This is a genomic window from Streptomyces sp. NPDC056734, assembly GCF_042790455.1.
In the GTDB taxonomy this organism is placed as follows: Bacteria; Actinomycetota; Actinomycetes; order Streptomycetales; family Streptomycetaceae; genus Streptomyces.
The window spans coordinates 121,384-136,884 of the sequence record NZ_JBHTZD010000018.1 but is presented as its reverse complement, the minus strand read 5'-3'; the positions used below and the strand labels follow the sequence as shown (position 1 = coordinate 136,884).

The following is a 15,501-nucleotide window of genomic DNA, read 5'->3' as shown; positions in this document are numbered from 1 at the left end:
TCACCGCACCGGATGGCCCGCCTCCCGCAAGGTCTGTTTGACCTCGCCGATCCGCAGGTCGCCGAAGTGGAAGACGGAGGCGGCCAGGACCGCGTCCGCGCCCGCCTCGATGGCCGGGGGGAAGTCGGTGAGACGGCCCGCGCCGCCGGAGGCGATCACGGGGATGGTGACGTGTTTACGGACGGCCGCGATCATTTCGAGGTCGTAGCCGTCCTTGGTGCCGTCCGCGTCCATGGAGTTGAGCAGGATCTCGCCCGCGCCCAGTTCCGCGGCCCGGTGGGCCCATTCCACGGCGTCGATACCGGTGCCCCGGCGGCCGCCGTGGGTGGTCACCTCGAAGGCGCCGGACGCGGTGCGGCGGGCGTCCACCGACAGCACCAGCACCTGACGGCCGAACCGCTCGGCGATCTCCCGGATCAGCTCGGGACGGGCGATGGCGGCGGTGTTGACGCCGACCTTGTCGGCACCGGCCCGCAGCAGCTTGTCCACGTCCTCGGTGGTGCGCACGCCGCCCCCGACGGTCAACGGGATGAACACCTGTTCGGCGGTGCGGCGCACCACGTCGTAGGTGGTCTCCCGGTTGCCCGAGGACGCGGTGATGTCCAGGAACGTCAGCTCGTCGGCGCCCTCGGCGTCGTACACCTTGGCCATCTCGACGGGGTCGCCCGCGTCGCGCAGGTTCTGGAAATTGACGCCCTTGACGACCCGGCCGTTGTCCACGTCCAGGCAGGGGATGACTCGGACCGCCAGGGTCATGACTCCACGGCTCCTCTCGCACTCACGTCGCACTCACGTCGGCGTCCGCAGCGCCTCTGAACGCTTCCAGCTCGACCTCGACCAGGATGCGCGGATCGACGAACCCCTCCACCACCAGGAGGGTCGTCACCGGGCGCACCGCGTCGAAGAGTTCCTTGTGGGCGCGGGCCGCGTCGTCCACGTCCCGTGGATGGGACAGGTACACGCGCGTGCGGATCACGGACCCGATCCCGAGGCCGAACTCACCGATCGCCTCGATCGCGCTGGTGAACGCCACCTTGGCCTGCTCGTAGGGGTCGCCCTCCCCGTAGAGCACGCTGCCCCGGAAGGACGTGGTGCCGCCCACCAGCACCCGGTCCCCGGCCGCGACGGCCCGCGCGGAGCCGAAGGTCTCCTCCCAGGGGCTCTCGCCCTGTACGCGCCGCACGGCGTCGGACGTCATGACGACACCGCCTCCAGGGCTTCCTCCAGGGTGAACGCCTTCGCGTAGAGCGCCTTGCCGACGATGGCGCCCTCCACCCCGAGGGGTACCAGTTCGGCGATGGCCCGCAGGTCGTCCAGCGACGACACGCCGCCGGAGGCCACGACCGACCGGTCCGTCGCCGCGCAGACGCTCTTCAGCAGCTCCAGGTTGGGGCCCTGGAGGGTGCCGTCCTTGGCGATGTCGGTGACCACGTACCGCGCGCAGCCCTCCTTGTCGAGGCGCTCCAGCGTCTCGTAGAGGTCGCCGCCGTCGCGGGTCCAGCCCCGGCCGCGCAGGGTCGTACCGCGTACGTCGAGGCCGACCGCGATCTTCTCGCCGTGCTCGGCGATGATCCCGGCGACCCACTCGGGGGTCTCCAGGGCGGCGGTGCCCAGGTTGACGCGGGTGCAGCCGGTGGCGAGGGCGGCGGCCAGCGAGGCGTCGTCGCGGATGCCGCCGGACAGCTCGACCTTGATGTCCATGGCCCGGGTGACCTCGGAGATCAGCTCGCGGTTGTCGCCGGTGCCGAAGGCGGCGTCCAGGTCGACCAGGTGCAGCCACTCGGCGCCCGCGCGCTGCCAGGCGAGGGCGGCCTCCAGCGGGGAGCCGTAGGAGGTCTCCGTGCCGGACTCGCCGTGCACCAGGCGCACGGCCTGGCCGTCGCGGACGTCCACGGCGGGGAGGAGTTCGAGCTTCGCGGTCATCAGAGGGTTCCGATCCAGTTGGTCAGCAGCTGTGCGCCGGCGTCGCCGGACTTCTCGGGGTGGAACTGGGTGGCCCACAGGGCGCCGTTCTCGACGGCCGCCACGAACGGCTCGCCGTGCGTGGTCCAGCTGACCAGCGGGGCGCGCAGGGCGGCGTTGGTGATCTCCAGCGTCCAGTCGTGGACCGCGTAGGAGTGCACGAAGTAGAAGCGGGCGTCCGGGTCGAGACCGGCGAACAGCGCGGAGCCTGTGGGGGCGTCGACGGTGTTCCAGCCCATGTGGGGCACGATGTCGGCCTGGAGCGGCTCGACCGAGCCGGGCCACTCGTCCAGCCCCTCGGTCTCCACTCCGTGCTCGATGCCCCGCGCGAAGAGGATCTGCATGCCGACGCAGATGCCCATCACCGGGCGCCCGCCGGCCAGCCGACGGCCGACGATCCAGTCCCCGCGCGCCTCGCGCAGCCCGTTCATGCAGGCGGCGAAGGCGCCGACGCCGGGCACCAGCAGACCGTCGGCGTTCATCGCCTTGTCGAAGTCGCGCGTTATCTCCACGTCGGCGCCCGCGCGGGCGAGGGCGCGCTCGGCGGACCTCACATTGCCGAAGCCGTAGTCGAGGACGACGACGCTCTTGGCAGCGGTCAACTCCACACCTCCAGTCGCAGCACGCCCGCGACCAGGCACATCGCGGCGCCGACGGCGAGCAGCACCAGCAGGTTCTTCGGCATCTTCTGCTTGGCGAAGGAGTAGACCCCGCCGGCCAGGAACAGGCCGACGATGATCAGCAGGGTCGAGGTGCCGTTCACAGGGCGCCCTTCGTGGAGGGGAGGATCCCGGCGGCGCGCGGGTCGCGCTCCGAGGCGTAGCGCAGGGCCCGGGCCAGCGCCTTGAACTGGCACTCCACGATGTGGTGCGCGTTGCGCCCGTACGGCACGTGCACGTGCAGCGCGATCTGCGCCTGGGCGACGAAGGATTCCAGGATGTGCCGGGTCATGGTGGTGTCGTAGGCGCCGATCATGGGCGCCATGTTCTCGGGCTCGGTGTGCACGAGGTACGGGCGGCCGGACAGGTCGACGGTCACCTGGGCGAGGGATTCGTCCAGCGGGACCGTGCAGTTGCCGAAGCGGTAGATGCCGACCTTGTCGCCGAGGGCCTGCTTGAAGGCGGCGCCCAGGGCGAGGGCGGTGTCCTCGATGGTGTGGTGGGTGTCGATGTGCAGATCGCCCTCGGTCTTCACGGTCAGGTCGAACAGACCGTGCCGGCCGAGCTGGTCGAGCATGTGGTCGTAGAAGCCGACGCCGGTGGCCACCTCGACCTTCCCGGTGCCGTCGAGGTCGATCTCGACCAGGACGGAGGTCTCCTTGGTCGTCCGCTCCACGCGTCCTGTGCGGCTCATGCTTCGTGCTCCTTCTTCAGCTCACGGACCGCGTCGAGGAACGCGTCGTTCTCTTCGGGTGTCCCGGCGGTGACCCGCAGCCACCCCGGTACGCCGTTGTCCCGGACCAGCACGCCCCGGTCGAGGATCTTCCGCCAGACCTCGTGGGCGTCCTCGAACCGGCCGAACTGCACGAAGTTCGCGTCGGACGCGGTGACCTCGTAGCCGATGGCGCGCAGTTCGGCGACCAGCCGGTCCCGTTCGGTCTTGAGCTGCTCGACGTAGCCGAGCAGGGTCCCGGTGTGTTCCAGGGCGGCCAGCGCGGTCGCCTGGGTGACGGCGGAGAGGTGGTAGGGCAGCCGGACCAGCTGGACCGCGTCCACGACGGCCGGGTGCGCGGCGAGATAGCCCAGGCGCAGGCCGGCCGCGCCGAACGCCTTGGACATCGTGCGCGAGACGACGAGGTGCGGGCGGCCTTCGAGCAGCGGCAGCAGTGAGTCGCCGTGGCTGAACTCGATGTACGCCTCGTCGACCACGACCATGGACGGCTTGGCGGCCTGCGCGGCCTCGTACAGCGCGAGGACGGTCCCGGGCGGCATCGCGTTGCCCGTGGGGTTGTTGGGGGTGGTGAGGAAGACGACGTCGGGCCGGTGCTCGGCGATGGCCCGCTCGGCGGCGGGCAGGTCGACGGTGAAGTCCTCGGCGCGCGGCCCGGAGATCCAGCCGGTGCCGGTACCGCGCGCGATCAGCGCGTGCATCGAGTACGACGGTTCGAAGCCGATCGCGGTACGGCCGGGCCCGCCGAAGGTCTGGAGCAGCTGCTGGATGATTTCGTTGGAGCCGTTGGCGGCCCAGACGTTGGCGAGGCCGACCTCGTACCCGGAGGTGTCGGTGAGGTAGGCGGCGAGCCCGGTGCGCAGCTCGACCGCGTCCCGGTCCGGGTAGCGGTTGAGGTGGCGGGCCGCCTCCCGCACCCGCTCCGCGATCCGCTCGACGAGCGCCTCGGGCAGCGGGTAGGGGTTCTCGTTGGTGTTCAGACGTACGGGCACGTCCAGTTGGGGGGCGCCGTACGGGGTCTTGCCGCGCAGTTCGGCGCGGACGGGGAGGTCGTCGATGCGCACGGGGAGCCCGTCCCCGGCGGTCGGTGCGGTGTTGCCGGTCACTTGCCCTCGGGAACCTTCCAGTCGAACCTCGCCTTGATCGCCGCGCCGTGCGCGGGCAGATCCTCGGCCTCCGCCAGGGTCACCACGTGATGGGCGACATCCGCGAGCGCGTCGCGCGTGTAGTCGACGAGGTGGATGCCGCGCAGGAAGGACTGCACGGACAGGCCGGAGGAGTGGCAGGCGCAGCCGCCGGTGGGCAGGACGTGATTGGAGCCCGCCGCGTAGTCGCCGAGCGAGACCGGCGCCCAGGGGCCGATGAAGATCGCGCCCGCGTTGCGCACCCGGTCGGCGACGGCGGCGGCGTCGCGGGTGTGGATCTCCAGGTGCTCGGCGCCGTACGCGTCGACGACCCGCAGTCCGTCCGCCACCCCGTCGACCAGCACGATCGCGGACTGCTTGCCGCTGAGCGCGGGCGTGATCCGGTCCTCGACATGCTTGCTGGCGGCGACCTGGGGGGCCAGTTCCTTCTCCACCGCGTCGGCCAGCTCGATCGAGTCGGTGACGAGGACGGCGGCGGCCAGCGGGTCGTGCTCGGCCTGGCTGATCAGGTCGGCGGCCACGTGCACCGGGTCGGCGGTGTCGTCGGCGAGGATCGCGATCTCGGTCGGCCCGGCCTCGGCGTCGATGCCGATCTTCCCGGTGAAGTAGCGCTTGGCGGCGGCGACCCAGATGTTGCCGGGGCCGGTGACCAGGTTGGCGGGCGGGCAGGACTCGGTGCCGTACGCGAACATCGCGACGGCCGTCGCGCCGCCGGCCGCGTACACCTCCTCCACGCCGAGCAGGGCGCACGCGGCGAGGATGGTGGGGTGCGGCAGCCCGCCGAACTCCCGCTGGGCGGGGGAGGCGAGCGCGAGGGAGGGGACGCCGGCCTCCTGCGCGGGCACGACGTTCATGATCACGGACGAGGGGTAGACGGACCGTCCGCCGGGCGCGTACAGCCCGACCCGGTCGACGGGGACCCACTTCTCGGTGACGGTGCCGCCGGGCACGACCTGGGTGGTGTGCGTCGTACGGCGCTGTGCGCGGTGGACGATCCGGGTGCGCCGGATGGTCTCCTCCAGCGCCGCCCGCACGGCCGGGTCGAGTTCCGCGAGGGCCCGCGTGAGCGCCTCGGCGGGCACCCGCACCCGCTCCAGCCGCACGCCGTCGAACTTCTCCGCGAAGTCGATCAGCGCCGCGTCGCCCCGATGATGCACGGCCTCGCAGATCGGACGCACCTTGTCCAGGGCGGCCGAGACGTCGAAGTCGGCTCGGGGCAGCAGGTCGCGCAGGGCGGGTCCCTCGGGGAGGGCGTCGCCGCGCAGATCGATTCGGGAGATCACGGGGTCAATTCTCGCAGACCGCCGTCGGACACCGTTCGCGCGTATCAATGGTTGATACAGACCCCGCCGGCACCGGCGCCGCGGTGATCGACACAACTGATCGACACAACTGGCGGTGACCGCCCGTGAAATCAACCATGATCCTCTTCACTTTCCGTGTTCAATCCGTCACCCAGCGGGCATGAACGGCTGTACGAACCTGTGCGACCCCGTGCGACCCACAGGGCGCAGCAGCGAGGGCGCGGCAGCGGCGAAGGACCAGCGAAGGACCAGCCGAGGACCAGCGATGGACCGGTCGGGGACCGGGGAGGAAGGACACCGTGACCGAGGGGGCCGGCCTGCGGACCGTGGAGCCACCGCAGGATCTGACCGACACCGAGGCCGGCCTGTGGCGGGCCTACCGCACCGGCGGCGAGTACGACCTGAGCAGCGGTGACACCGCTGTGGACGACCCACACGGCGGGCACCCGTGGGGGCCCGGGCGGACCGTTCGGGCGCGCATCGTGTGCTGGCTGCTCCTGGACGGCCCGCCGCCGCTCGCGGGCCGGGTCGCCGCGCTGAAGCTGACCGGCGCGCGGATCAGCGGCACGCTGGATCTGGCGGGCGGGGCGGTCGAGCCGTACGTGGAGCTGCGGCGCTGCCGCTTCGAGGGCGAGGTGCTGCTGCCGGAGGCGCGGTTCCGCACGGTCCGGCTGATCGACTGCTCGGTGCCGCGTCTTGAGGCGGCGCGGGTGCACACCGAGGGCGATCTGCATCTGCCGCGCTGCCGCTTCCACCACGGGGTGCGGCTGACCGACGCGCACATCGGTACGGATCTGCTGCTCAACCAGGCGGTGGTGCACCGGGACCGCAGCGGGCGCTCGATCGCGGCGGACGGGCTGTCGGTCGGGCAGGACCTCCAGGCGGAGATGCTGGAGTCCCATGGCGAGGTGAGCTTGCGCGGCGCCACCGTCGGGGTCTCGCTGAGCCTGCGCGGGGCCCGGCTGGCCAACCCGTACTCCCGGCTGGCGCTGAACGCCCCGCAGCTGACCGTGGAGCGCACGCTGTACCTCACCCCGGCGGGCCTGGGCGGCATCCAGCTCAGCGGGCGGACGCCGACGCACGGGACGCCGGTGCAGCGCTTCGAGTGCCGGGGCGGGATCCGGCTGGACGACGGGCGGTTCGGGGACGCGGTGGACATGGAGCGGGCCCGGTTCGTCTTCACCGACGACCAGGAACTGTCGCTGCGCCGGGTCCAGGTGCCCGAGCTGCGCTTCCTCGGGGAGCCGCCGCAGCGCGGCAAGGTGGTGCTGTCCGGCGCCCGGACCGTCATCCTGATCGACCGGGCGAGCGCGTGGCCGGGGCCGGGCAGGCTCCACATGGGCGGCTTCACCTACGAGAACCTGGTGCCGCAGGGCCCGTTCCCGCTGGCCGAGCGGCTGGCGTGGGTGGCGGCGGCGACCGCCGAGTACAACCCGGAGCCGTACGAGCGGCTGGCCGCCGTGCTGCGCGAGGGCGGCGAGGACGAGGACGCCCGCGAGGTGCTCCTCGCCAAGCAGCGCCGCCGCCGCGAGACGCTCCCGCCGGGCGCCAAGCTCTGGGGGTACGCCCAGGACGTCACGGTGGCCTACGGCTACCGGCCGGGCCGCGCGGCGGTGTGGATGGCGGTCCTGTGGGCGGCGGGCTCCCTGGCCTTCGCGTACGCCGGGAAGCCCCGGGCGGGCGGCAGCGCGGGCGACCCCCCGTGGAACCCGGCGCTGTTCGCCCTGGACCTGCTCCTGCCGGTCATCGACCTGGGCCAGGTCGGCTTCTGGCAGCTCCGCGGCGGCTGGCAGTGGCTGGCGGCGGGCCTGATCCTGTCCGGCTGGGTCCTGGCGACGACGGTGGCGGCGGGGGCTACGCGGTTGCTGCGGAGGGGGTGAGGGGAGGGGGTGGGGGTGAGGGGAGGGGCTGAGGGTGAGGGGTGGGGGTGCGGGGGGGCGTGGGTGGCGAGCGCGGGGGCGCGTCGCGGCGAGCACGGGGGGCGGCGCGGGGGCGCGGCGCGGAGCTGTCGCGGCGAGCACGGCGCGGCGGGACGGCAGGGCGGCACGGCGCGGCGTAGGCAGCGAGGTGGGGCGCTGTCTCGGCGAGCACGGCGCGGCCGGGGCGGCAGGGCGGCAGGGCGGCAGGGCGCGGCAGGGTGGCACGGGAACGCCGCATGGGCGGCGCAGGGACGCCGCGCGAGCGGCGAACCGGGGGTCGACAGCCGACCCGCGCGCCGCGCGAGGAGCGCCCGGCGGTGTCCGCGCGGGCAGCCCGGGGCGGCGTCGCCGTTTCCGCTCCCCCGGCCCCGTATTGCCGACCCCTACCCTTTACCCGGCCTTGACCCGGCCGCGTACAACTTTCCGGAGGTTGTGTGGAGAGGCTGGCGCGGGGCGGATTCGCGGACTTTCAATGGTCGACACCATGGCTCTGCTGCCCCCTTTCCTGCGCGGTGCCCGGATCGACCGGGGTGCCGGGCACCGGTCCACCGGGCACCTCCCCGCCGGACTGCCGGCCGACGACGAGGTGCTGCTCGACGCGCCCGACGACCGGCTCGGCCCCGCGCTGGTCGCGGCCGGGCGCGGGGAGTGGGCGGCGGCGGCCGGGCTGCTGTCCGGCACCCGCGAGGCGGCCGAGTGGGAGAACCGCGACCGCTACGCCCGCCGCCTCGCCGCGTTCGCCCACGCCCGCACCGAGTGGTTCCAGGACTGGCAGGCCGCCGCCCCCGACGACCCGGACGCGCTGCTGCTCGCCGCCCAGCTCGCCGCGGACCGGGCCTGGCGCTCCCCGGCCCGTGCCGAGCTGCTGGCGCCGGTGGGCGCGCTGGTGAGCGCCGCCGCCGACGCCGTACCGCACGATCCGGTGCCGTGGCGGCTCGCGCTGGACCGGGCGCGGGGGGCGCACGCCGGGTCTGCGGGGCACGCCGAGTTCGAGCGGCTGTGGACGGAGGCGGTACGGCGCTCGCCGCATCACTACGGCTGTCATGTCGCCGCGCTGAAGTACCTCGCCGCCTCCTGGCACGGCTCGCACCGCGAGTGCTTCGACTTCGCCGAGCCCGCCGCCGACGACGCCCCGCGCGGATCACTCGTGCGGGCGCTGCCGGTGCGGGCCGCGTTCGGCTACCTCACCGACGGCTGCGGCGAGGCGCTGCCGCGTGCCCGGCTGGACGCGGCGGCGGACCGCGCGATCGATCTGTCGGCCGCGTTCGCGGCGGCCGACCCGTGGCCGGCCGAGATCCGCAATGTGCTGGCGTACGTGCTGCTGCGGCTGGACCGGCGCGCGGACGCGCTGGAGCAGCTGCGGCTGATCGGCCCGTACGCCACGTCGTTCCCCTGGGACCGGGTCGCGGACGACCCGCTGGGCCTGTTCCTGCTGGCCCGCCGGGAGCTGCGGACGGCCCCGTTCGGGGCGGTGCGGACGGGGTCCGTCCATCCATCAGGTGGGCATGCGGGACACGCCGACCGCGGCGACCACTAGGCTTCTGCGGCGTGACGACCGTCCGGCTCCCGCTCTTCCCGCTGAACTCCGTGCTGTTCCCGGGGCTGGTGCTCCCGCTCAATGTGTTCGAGGAGCGCTATCGCGCGATGATGCGCACGCTCCTGAAGACGCCCGAGGACGAACCGCGCCGCTTCGCCGTGGTGGCGATCCGCGACGGCCACGAGGTGGCCACGAGCGGCCCCGGCATGCCCGATCCCACCGCGCTGCCCGAACGCGGGCCCGCGGCGGGCTTCGGCCCCGACCCGCAGAAGTCGTTCCACGGCGTGGCGTGCGTGGCGGACGCGGCGACGATCCGCGAGCGGCCCGACGGCACGTTCGAGGTGCTCGCGACCGGGACGACCCGGGTGCGGGTGCTGTCCGTGGACGCGTCCGGGCCGTTCCTGACGGCCGAGCTGGAGCCGCTGCCGGAGGAGCCGGGGGACGAGGCGGGGGCGCTGGCGCAGGGCGTGCTGCGGGCGTTCCGGCAGTACCAGAAGCGGCTGGCGGGGGCGCGCGAGCGGTCCCTGGCGGGCGGCGCCGAGCTGCCGGACGAGCCGCAGGTGGTGTCGTACCTGGTGGCCGCCGCGATGATGCTGGACACCCCGGCCAAGCAGCGACTGCTCCAGGCGCCGGACGCGGCGTCCCGGCTGCGCGACGAGCTGAAACTCCTGCGCACGGAGACCGCGATCATCCGTACGCTGCCGTCCTTGCCGGCGGCGGATCTGACCCGTGGGCCGATGAGTCAGAACTGACCGGTGAGTCCGGAATGACCGGCGGGGCTGGACCTGGCGGCGAGTCCCGACCGAACCGACAGAACTGGCACAGGCGGATGGCGAAGAAGGCGAAGCAGAAGCAGCAGTCCGGCGGCACACCGGCGACGGTGGCGCTGACGGCGGCGGGGGTGCCGTACACGGTCCACGCCTACGACCACGACCCCGCCCACCCCTCGTACGGGGAGGAGGCGGCCGAGGCGATGGGCGTGTCCCCCGAACGGGTGTTCAAGACGCTGGTGGCGGACGTCGACGGGGCGCTCACGGTCGCCGTGGTGCCGGTCGCCGGGTCGCTGGACCTGAAGGCGCTGGCCGCGGCGGTGGGCGGCAAGCGGGCGGCGATGGCGGACCCGGCGCTGGCCGAGCGCACGACGGGCTATGTCCGGGGTGGTATCTCGCCGCTGGGTCAGCGCCGGAGGCTGCCGACGGTGGTGGACGTGTCGGCCTCCGGCCATGCCACGATCTGTGTGTCCGGTGGGCGGCGGGGGCTGGAGGTCGAGGTGTCCCCCGTCGATCTCCAGGTACTCACCGGGGCCGTCCTCGCGCCGATCGGGCGTGCGTAGCCCCTCGCCGGGGGGTGTCGGAGGGGGGCGGCGTAGAGGGTGGGTCGGGCGTTGTTCGGGTGCGGGTGGTGTGTGGCTGGTCGCGCAGTTCCCCGCGCCCCTTGGGGACGGCGCCTGACCGAGGTCGAGCAGTGAGCGGCGGGGACCTCAAGGACGCCCGCCCCCGGCCCGGATCAGTGCGCGGCGCGGCCCTCTAGGGTCTCCGCCCGACCCCGATCAGTGCGCGGCGCGGATCTCAAAGGCCCCCACCCGGTCCCGATCAGTGCCCGGCGCGGATCTCAAAAGCCCCCACCCGGTCCCGGTCAGTGCGCGCCCTGCCCCTCGCCCCCGTCGGTGAGGCCCTGGGTCTGTCCCCCGACCTCCTGCGGCTGTCGCCCGCCCGGGGGCTCCGGGTCCTCGTCGCGGGGGGCGAACAGGGCCGTCAGTCCCAGGTGGACCAGCAGTGCCGCCACCGACCAGGCCAGCAGCGCGCCCTTCGCGCCGAGTGTCAGTGGGGCCGAGAAGGTGGCCCCCTGCCCGGCTTCCTTCGCGTGGGCCAGTACGTCGTCCGTGGGGCCGAGCCAGACCCCGACCCGCCAGGCGATGACGGAGGCGAGAAGTCCGCCGAGGCCGAGGGCGAGCACCAGCGGCACCCCGCCCCGCCGCCGCCACACGAACACCGCGAGCGCGGTCACGGCCCCGAACGCCAGCGCCAGCAGAGTGAACGTGCCGTCCGCGCCGATCGCCTGCTCCCCCTCGGTGTCCCGCACGTACACCGCCCACGTGCCGTCCACCACGTCGCCCACGAGGGCCACCCGCGGCGCCAGCCACACCCACAGCGCCCCGAGCCCCACCCCCAGTACCGCCAGCGCGACCAGGATCACGCCGGCCTCGCGTATCTCGGTGCGCAGCGCGGGCCCCGCGGGCTTGCCGGTCCCGGCGTCCCACGACGGGGTGTCCGCGGGCGCGTGCCACACCGGGTCTCCGGGCGAGGACTCGTCGTGCGGACTGCTGTGCGAGGACTCGTGCGGCGGAGGCGGCGGCGTCAAGGGAGCGGTCACCCTGACATCGTGCCAGTACCGCCTGTGCGGCGCGTCATCGGACGGCGGCCCGGCGGTAGGCCCAGGTGGCCACCGCCAGCGAGATCACCCCGACCCCGGCGCACACGGCCAGGTCGCCGAGGACGTACGCCCACTCGGTGCGCCCGGAGAAGGTCCGCGCGTACGCCTCGACGCCGTACGTCGAAGGCAGCAGATCGCGGGCGAGACGTACCGCCTCCGGCATCCGCTCGGGTGGCAGCACGCCCAGCAGCAGTGCCGCCGACATCCCCAGCTGCCCGAGCAGCGTCGCCAGCTCCGGCCGGGGCGCGAGCAGCCCGAGCGCCGCGCCGAGCCCGGCGAGCGCGGCCCCGGCCAGCGGGATCACGGCGACGAGGATCCACAGGTTGGTCAGCGGCAGCCCGAACAGCACGCACCCGAAGACGGCCGTGACCACGGTCCCCGGCACGGTGAAGGACGCGTACGCGCCCGCCGCGCCCAGCACCACCGCGGCCGGCGGCACCGGCAGGGTGGCGTAGTGGTCGAGCCCGCCGGTGGCCCGCAGCTGCCCGAAGTACTGGGCGAGCAGGTTCAGCGCGACGAACGCGACGACCAGGATCGACGACCCGGCGACCACGGCCTCGGCCTGGCTGCCGCCCTCCACCACCCCGCGCATCATGATCAGGATGCCGACGGACTGGAAGGTCGCCACGAACAGCAGCGGGATCCGCGCGACCCGCGCCCGCGACAGCTGCGCCCGGTACACGGCGGCCAGCGACGGCCACAGCCGCGCCTTCGGCCCCAGCTCGGCGGCGGCCCGCCGGGGGCGTTCCTCCGTGGCCAGGGCACTGCCCGGCAGCACCTCTGCGGGTACGACACTCACGTCGCGCTGCTCCCCTTCCCGGGGTTCTCGGGGTTCTCGGGGTCCTGCGGGTTCTTGGGGTCCTGCGGGTTCTCGGGGTCCTGCCGGTTCTCGGGGTCCTGCCGGTTCTCGGAGTCCTGCGGGTACTCGGGGTCCCGCGGGTTCCCAGGGTCCCGCAGGTTCCCAGGGTCCCGCAGGTTCCCAGGGCGCGGTCCCGTGGCGGTCCGGCCCACCCCGCCCACGTATACGGTCCGCGGGCCCGCCCCGCTCAACGCCCTCACGCCTTCACCAGTCCCTGCCGGGCCCCGCCGCCGAGGGCGAGGTACACGTCCTCCAGGCTGGGCGTGGCGAGCGTGAAGTCGTCCAGCGCGGCGAACGCGGCCCCGCCGGTGACGGTGGCGACGACCGCGCGGGCCTCGTCGGGGGCCAGCCGGAGCGTCCAGCGCCGGCCGGACTCGACGGCGGCCTCGCGCAGCGCGGCGACCTCGGGCACCTCCAGCGGCGCCCGCTCGCGCCACACCAGCTCCACCCGTACCTCACCGGCGACCCGCTCCTTGAGCCCGGTCGGGGTGTCGCAGGCGATCACCCGGCCCCGGTCCAGGACGGCGACCCGGTCCAGTACGGTCTCGGCCTCGATGACGTTGTGGGTGACCAGCAGCACGGTCGTACCGCGCTCGGCCCGCCGGCGGTCCACGGCGGACCACACCGCGCGCCGCGCCACCGGGTCCATGCCCGTGGTCGGCTCGTCCAGCACCAGCAGGGGCCGTTCGCCGACCAGCGCGGCGGCGAAACAGGCGAGCCGCCGCTGGCCGCCGGACAGCTTGTTCAGCGCCCGCCCGGCGATCGGCGCGAGCCCCAGTTCGTCCAGTACGTCATCGCGCTCGGCGCGCGCCCGCTTCACCGGCAGACCGCGCAGCCGCCCGGTGGTCTCGGCGGCCAGCGAGACGGTCAGCTCGTCCAGCGCGGTGGACTCCTGCCCGAGGTAGGCGAGGATCCGCGAGGCCCGCTCGGGGTGGCGCACGATGTCGTGCCCGAGGATCTCGACGCTGCCCCGGTCGGGCCGCATCAGACCGGTCATCTGCCGTACGACGGTGGACTTCCCGGCGCCGTTCGGCCCGAGCAGCCCGAAGATCTCGCCGCGCCGCACTTCGAGCCGTACGTCGTCGGCCGCCCGTACCTCGACAGTGGCGGGAACCCCACGCCGGCCCCGTACCGCCGGATAGGTCTTGGTCAGCCCGCGCACCGCGCACACGACCTCACGCGTGTCGTGGATGGCCCCTGCCGCGCGCGTACTCACAAGGGAGGAGCCTAAGGGGTCGCTGTCACCGGCCCGCTCCCGGGTCGCCCGTTGCCCCCGAATCCACCGCAAATGACAGCGCTCCGAAGGGAACGGGACCCCCGCCCGCCTGCCGCCCTCAGTCCCCCGCCGGCGCGTGCTCCACTCCCGTGCGGACGTCGATCTCCCGCCAGAAGCCCGCGCGGATCGCGTACCGGTCGTGTTCGTCGATCTGGTCGTCCTTGTGGGCGAGGAGCCCGAAGCGAGCGGCGTAGCGCAGGAGTTCGCCGTCGACGCGGTGCGGGATGCGCGGGTACATGCCGGACAGGCGCTGGACATGGATCTGGTCGCCGAGGCGGGACAGCCAGCGGCGGGCGAAGACCTGGCCGACCTCGAAGGGGTCGCCGCCGACCGTGGTGATGTCCTCCTCGCGGTCCGCCCAGCGCTGCTCGGCCGTGGTCAGCTGCGCCAGCGTCGGCATGGAGGCGACCTCGGGCGGCTCTGCGGCGGTGCCGGGGCGGTCCACCCAGCCCTTGTCGGAGGACCAGCGCAGGGTCGCCGAGGCGGGGTGGGGCTTGTCCGGGTGGGCGCCGGGGGCGCGCAGCGCGGCGAGGTCCTTCGGGGTGGGCACGCCCTTGGCGGACGGTACCCGCTCCTCGGTGGAGCCGGGCTGCCCGGCGGCCGGGTGGGCCGTCTCCTCGCGGGGCCGCTCGGCGGCGGAGCCGAGGGCCGTCTCGGGCAGCGGTGCCGACAGGATCGCGGCGATCTCCGGGCGGGGCTGGGGCGGCGGCGCGCAGACCCGTTCCTTGGCCTGCACGGCCCGGGTGATCCAGGCCCGGTCCAGCACCCGCCGCTCGTCGGCCTCGGCGACCAGGTCCTCCGACTGGTTGTAGTCGCCGTCGGCGGCCTGTACGGCCCACAGATGGACGGCGACCCCGTGCTCCTTGGCGGCCATCATGCCCGGCAGCAGATCGCCGTCGCCGGTGACCAGCACGACATCGGAGCAGGCGCGGTTGCGGGCCAGTTCGGTCAGCTCGGCGTGCATCGCGGCGTCGACGCCCTTCTGCGCCCAGCGTCCGTCGCTGCGGGTGAGCGCGCCGAGCCGGACGGTGACCCGGGGCATCACGCGCAGTCTGCGGTGCTCGGGCTGGGGCACCCGGTCGGGGGCGCCGTCGAACCAGTAGATGCGCAGCAGCGGCTGCTGGGTGTCGGACTCGGCGCGGTCGCGGATGCCCTGGATGAGGGCGGCGTGGTCGACGGTGATGCGGGACCTGGAGGGCTCTCCGGCCAGGAGGCTCGCGGCCGCCCCCAGCAGATACCCGGCGTCCACCAGGACGATGCAGCGGTCCACGCGACTCACCCTCTTCCTGGGAGGTTTGCTTGGGGCTTTCTTCGAGTCTGCCCGACGGCGCGAAGGTTAACGGCCCGAACTCGATCTTCGGCGTGGCGTTTCGGAGTCCCACCCGCGCCACGTCTCCTGTTACACACGGTAATTCTCCGAAATGCGTTCATTGGCGGCGTATGTGAGTCTGGTCCCGGCCCTGGCCCCTAGATCCCCCTCAGGAGGCTGATCACCATGGCCAAGCACAAGAAACAGGACCGGAAGCAGCCGCAGTCCGAGCGCGGGCAGCAGTCCGCCCAGCAGACCTCGATGGAGTCGCAGGCGGAGCAGCGCATCTCGCAGGTGACACCTGCCGACGTGGCGCGCAAGGGCCGGCAGAAGCGTTTCGGCCACAACTGACATCTGTTGACATCTAC

Annotated in this window: 17 protein-coding genes; 5 read left to right on the top strand and 12 right to left on the bottom strand. The window is 73.6% G+C overall.

Features of this window, described 5'->3' with window-relative positions; genetic code table 11:
- The 8 genes from hisF to hisD are packed head-to-tail and all read right to left on the bottom strand — an operon-like array spanning position 1 to position 5,779.
- A complete protein-coding gene (gene hisF / locus ACFRFC_RS26815) occupies positions 1–756 on the bottom strand; it encodes an imidazole glycerol phosphate synthase subunit HisF (protein WP_382688709.1) in 756 nt (251 codons plus the stop codon).
- A gap of 22 nt (positions 757–778) precedes the next feature.
- Positions 779–1,198 (bottom strand): Rid family hydrolase, encoded by a 420-nt coding sequence (locus tag ACFRFC_RS26810; RefSeq protein ID WP_382688711.1) that lies wholly within the window; start codon positions 1,196–1,198, stop codon positions 779–781.
- A complete protein-coding gene (gene priA / locus ACFRFC_RS26805) occupies positions 1,195–1,923 on the bottom strand; it encodes a bifunctional 1-(5-phosphoribosyl)-5-((5-phosphoribosylamino)methylideneamino)imidazole-4-carboxamide isomerase/phosphoribosylanthranilate isomerase PriA (protein WP_382688713.1) in 729 nt (242 codons plus the stop codon). Before priA ends, ACFRFC_RS26810 begins: the two co-directional genes overlap by 4 nt.
- Positions 1,923–2,570 (bottom strand): imidazole glycerol phosphate synthase subunit HisH, encoded by a 648-nt coding sequence (gene hisH / locus ACFRFC_RS26800; RefSeq protein ID WP_382688716.1) that lies wholly within the window; start codon positions 2,568–2,570, stop codon positions 1,923–1,925. Before hisH ends, priA begins: the two co-directional genes overlap by 1 nt.
- Positions 2,561–2,725, bottom strand: a complete 165-nt coding sequence (locus tag ACFRFC_RS26795) for a hypothetical protein (protein ID WP_382688719.1) — start codon at positions 2,723–2,725, stop codon at positions 2,561–2,563. The genes hisH and ACFRFC_RS26795 overlap by 10 nt, the downstream gene beginning before the upstream one ends.
- A complete protein-coding gene (gene hisB, locus ACFRFC_RS26790) occupies positions 2,722–3,315 on the bottom strand; it encodes an imidazoleglycerol-phosphate dehydratase HisB (protein WP_382688722.1) in 594 nt (197 codons plus the stop codon). Before hisB ends, ACFRFC_RS26795 begins: the two co-directional genes overlap by 4 nt.
- Complete coding sequence (locus tag ACFRFC_RS26785) at positions 3,312–4,457, bottom strand: histidinol-phosphate transaminase (protein ID WP_382688725.1); 1,146 nt, start codon at positions 4,455–4,457, stop codon at positions 3,312–3,314. The genes hisB and ACFRFC_RS26785 overlap by 4 nt, the downstream gene beginning before the upstream one ends.
- Positions 4,454–5,779 carry a histidinol dehydrogenase gene (gene hisD / locus ACFRFC_RS26780; RefSeq protein ID WP_382688727.1) on the bottom strand — a complete coding sequence of 442 codons (1,326 nt, stop codon included), beginning with the start codon at positions 5,777–5,779 and terminating at the stop codon, positions 4,454–4,456. The genes ACFRFC_RS26785 and hisD overlap by 4 nt, the downstream gene beginning before the upstream one ends.
- Positions 5,780–6,099: 320 nt before the next feature.
- On the opposite strand from hisD, the gene ACFRFC_RS26775 reads away from it, so the two are divergent.
- From ACFRFC_RS26775 to ybaK, 4 genes are all read left to right on the top strand, one after another.
- A complete protein-coding gene (locus ACFRFC_RS26775; protein ID WP_382688730.1) occupies positions 6,100–7,680 on the top strand; it encodes an oxidoreductase in 1,581 nt (526 codons plus the stop codon).
- A gap of 511 nt (positions 7,681–8,191) precedes the next feature.
- A complete protein-coding gene (locus ACFRFC_RS26770) occupies positions 8,192–9,256 on the top strand; it encodes a hypothetical protein (protein WP_382688733.1) in 1,065 nt (354 codons plus the stop codon).
- A gap of 11 nt (positions 9,257–9,267) precedes the next feature.
- On the top strand, positions 9,268–10,008 hold the full coding sequence (locus tag ACFRFC_RS26765; RefSeq protein WP_382688734.1) for an LON peptidase substrate-binding domain-containing protein: 741 nt from the start codon (positions 9,268–9,270) through the stop codon (positions 10,006–10,008).
- A 77-nt stretch (positions 10,009–10,085) separates the two neighbouring features.
- On the top strand, positions 10,086–10,589 hold the full coding sequence (gene ybaK, locus ACFRFC_RS26760) for a Cys-tRNA(Pro) deacylase (protein ID WP_382688737.1): 504 nt from the start codon (positions 10,086–10,088) through the stop codon (positions 10,587–10,589).
- A gap of 302 nt (positions 10,590–10,891) precedes the next feature.
- Here the strand turns inward: ybaK and ACFRFC_RS26755 are convergent, their stop codons facing one another.
- From ACFRFC_RS26755 to ACFRFC_RS26740, 4 genes are all read right to left on the bottom strand, one after another.
- Entirely contained in the window at positions 10,892–11,629 is a 738-nt protein-coding gene (locus tag ACFRFC_RS26755; RefSeq protein ID WP_382688739.1) for an AAA family ATPase, read from the bottom strand.
- A 34-nt stretch (positions 11,630–11,663) separates the two neighbouring features.
- Positions 11,664–12,488 carry an ABC transporter permease gene (locus ACFRFC_RS26750; protein WP_382688742.1) on the bottom strand — a complete coding sequence of 275 codons (825 nt, stop codon included), beginning with the start codon at positions 12,486–12,488 and terminating at the stop codon, positions 11,664–11,666.
- A gap of 256 nt (positions 12,489–12,744) precedes the next feature.
- Positions 12,745–13,719 carry an ABC transporter ATP-binding protein gene (locus ACFRFC_RS26745; protein ID WP_382688818.1) on the bottom strand — a complete coding sequence of 325 codons (975 nt, stop codon included), beginning with the start codon at positions 13,717–13,719 and terminating at the stop codon, positions 12,745–12,747.
- A gap of 163 nt (positions 13,720–13,882) precedes the next feature.
- Complete coding sequence (locus tag ACFRFC_RS26740) at positions 13,883–15,094, bottom strand: NYN domain-containing protein (RefSeq protein ID WP_382688744.1); 1,212 nt, start codon at positions 15,092–15,094, stop codon at positions 13,883–13,885.
- A gap of 225 nt (positions 15,095–15,319) precedes the next feature.
- Here ACFRFC_RS26740 and ACFRFC_RS26735 point away from each other — a divergent pair, with 225 nt between their 5' ends.
- Entirely contained in the window at positions 15,320–15,484 is a 165-nt protein-coding gene (locus ACFRFC_RS26735; protein ID WP_382688746.1) for a hypothetical protein, read from the top strand.
- Positions 15,485–15,501 lie beyond the last annotated feature (17 nt).

What these genes read in the sequence shown, in the direction of transcription:
- hisF (WP_382688709.1), bottom strand. Translation starts at nt 756, where the DNA reads ATGACCCTGGCGGTCCGAGTCATCCCCTGCCTGGACGTGGACAACGGC.
- ACFRFC_RS26735 (WP_382688746.1), top strand. Translation starts at nt 15,320, where the DNA reads ATGGCCAAGCACAAGAAACAGGACCGGAAGCAGCCGCAGTCCGAGCGC.
- ACFRFC_RS26810 (WP_382688711.1), bottom strand. Translation starts at nt 1,198, where the DNA reads ATGACGTCCGACGCCGTGCGGCGCGTACAGGGCGAGAGCCCCTGGGAG.
- ACFRFC_RS26770 (WP_382688733.1), top strand. Translation starts at nt 8,192, where the DNA reads ATGGTCGACACCATGGCTCTGCTGCCCCCTTTCCTGCGCGGTGCCCGG.
- hisB (WP_382688722.1), bottom strand. Translation starts at nt 3,315, where the DNA reads ATGAGCCGCACAGGACGCGTGGAGCGGACGACCAAGGAGACCTCCGTC.
- priA (WP_382688713.1), bottom strand. Translation starts at nt 1,923, where the DNA reads ATGACCGCGAAGCTCGAACTCCTCCCCGCCGTGGACGTCCGCGACGGC.
- ybaK (WP_382688737.1), top strand. Translation starts at nt 10,086, where the DNA reads ATGGCGAAGAAGGCGAAGCAGAAGCAGCAGTCCGGCGGCACACCGGCG.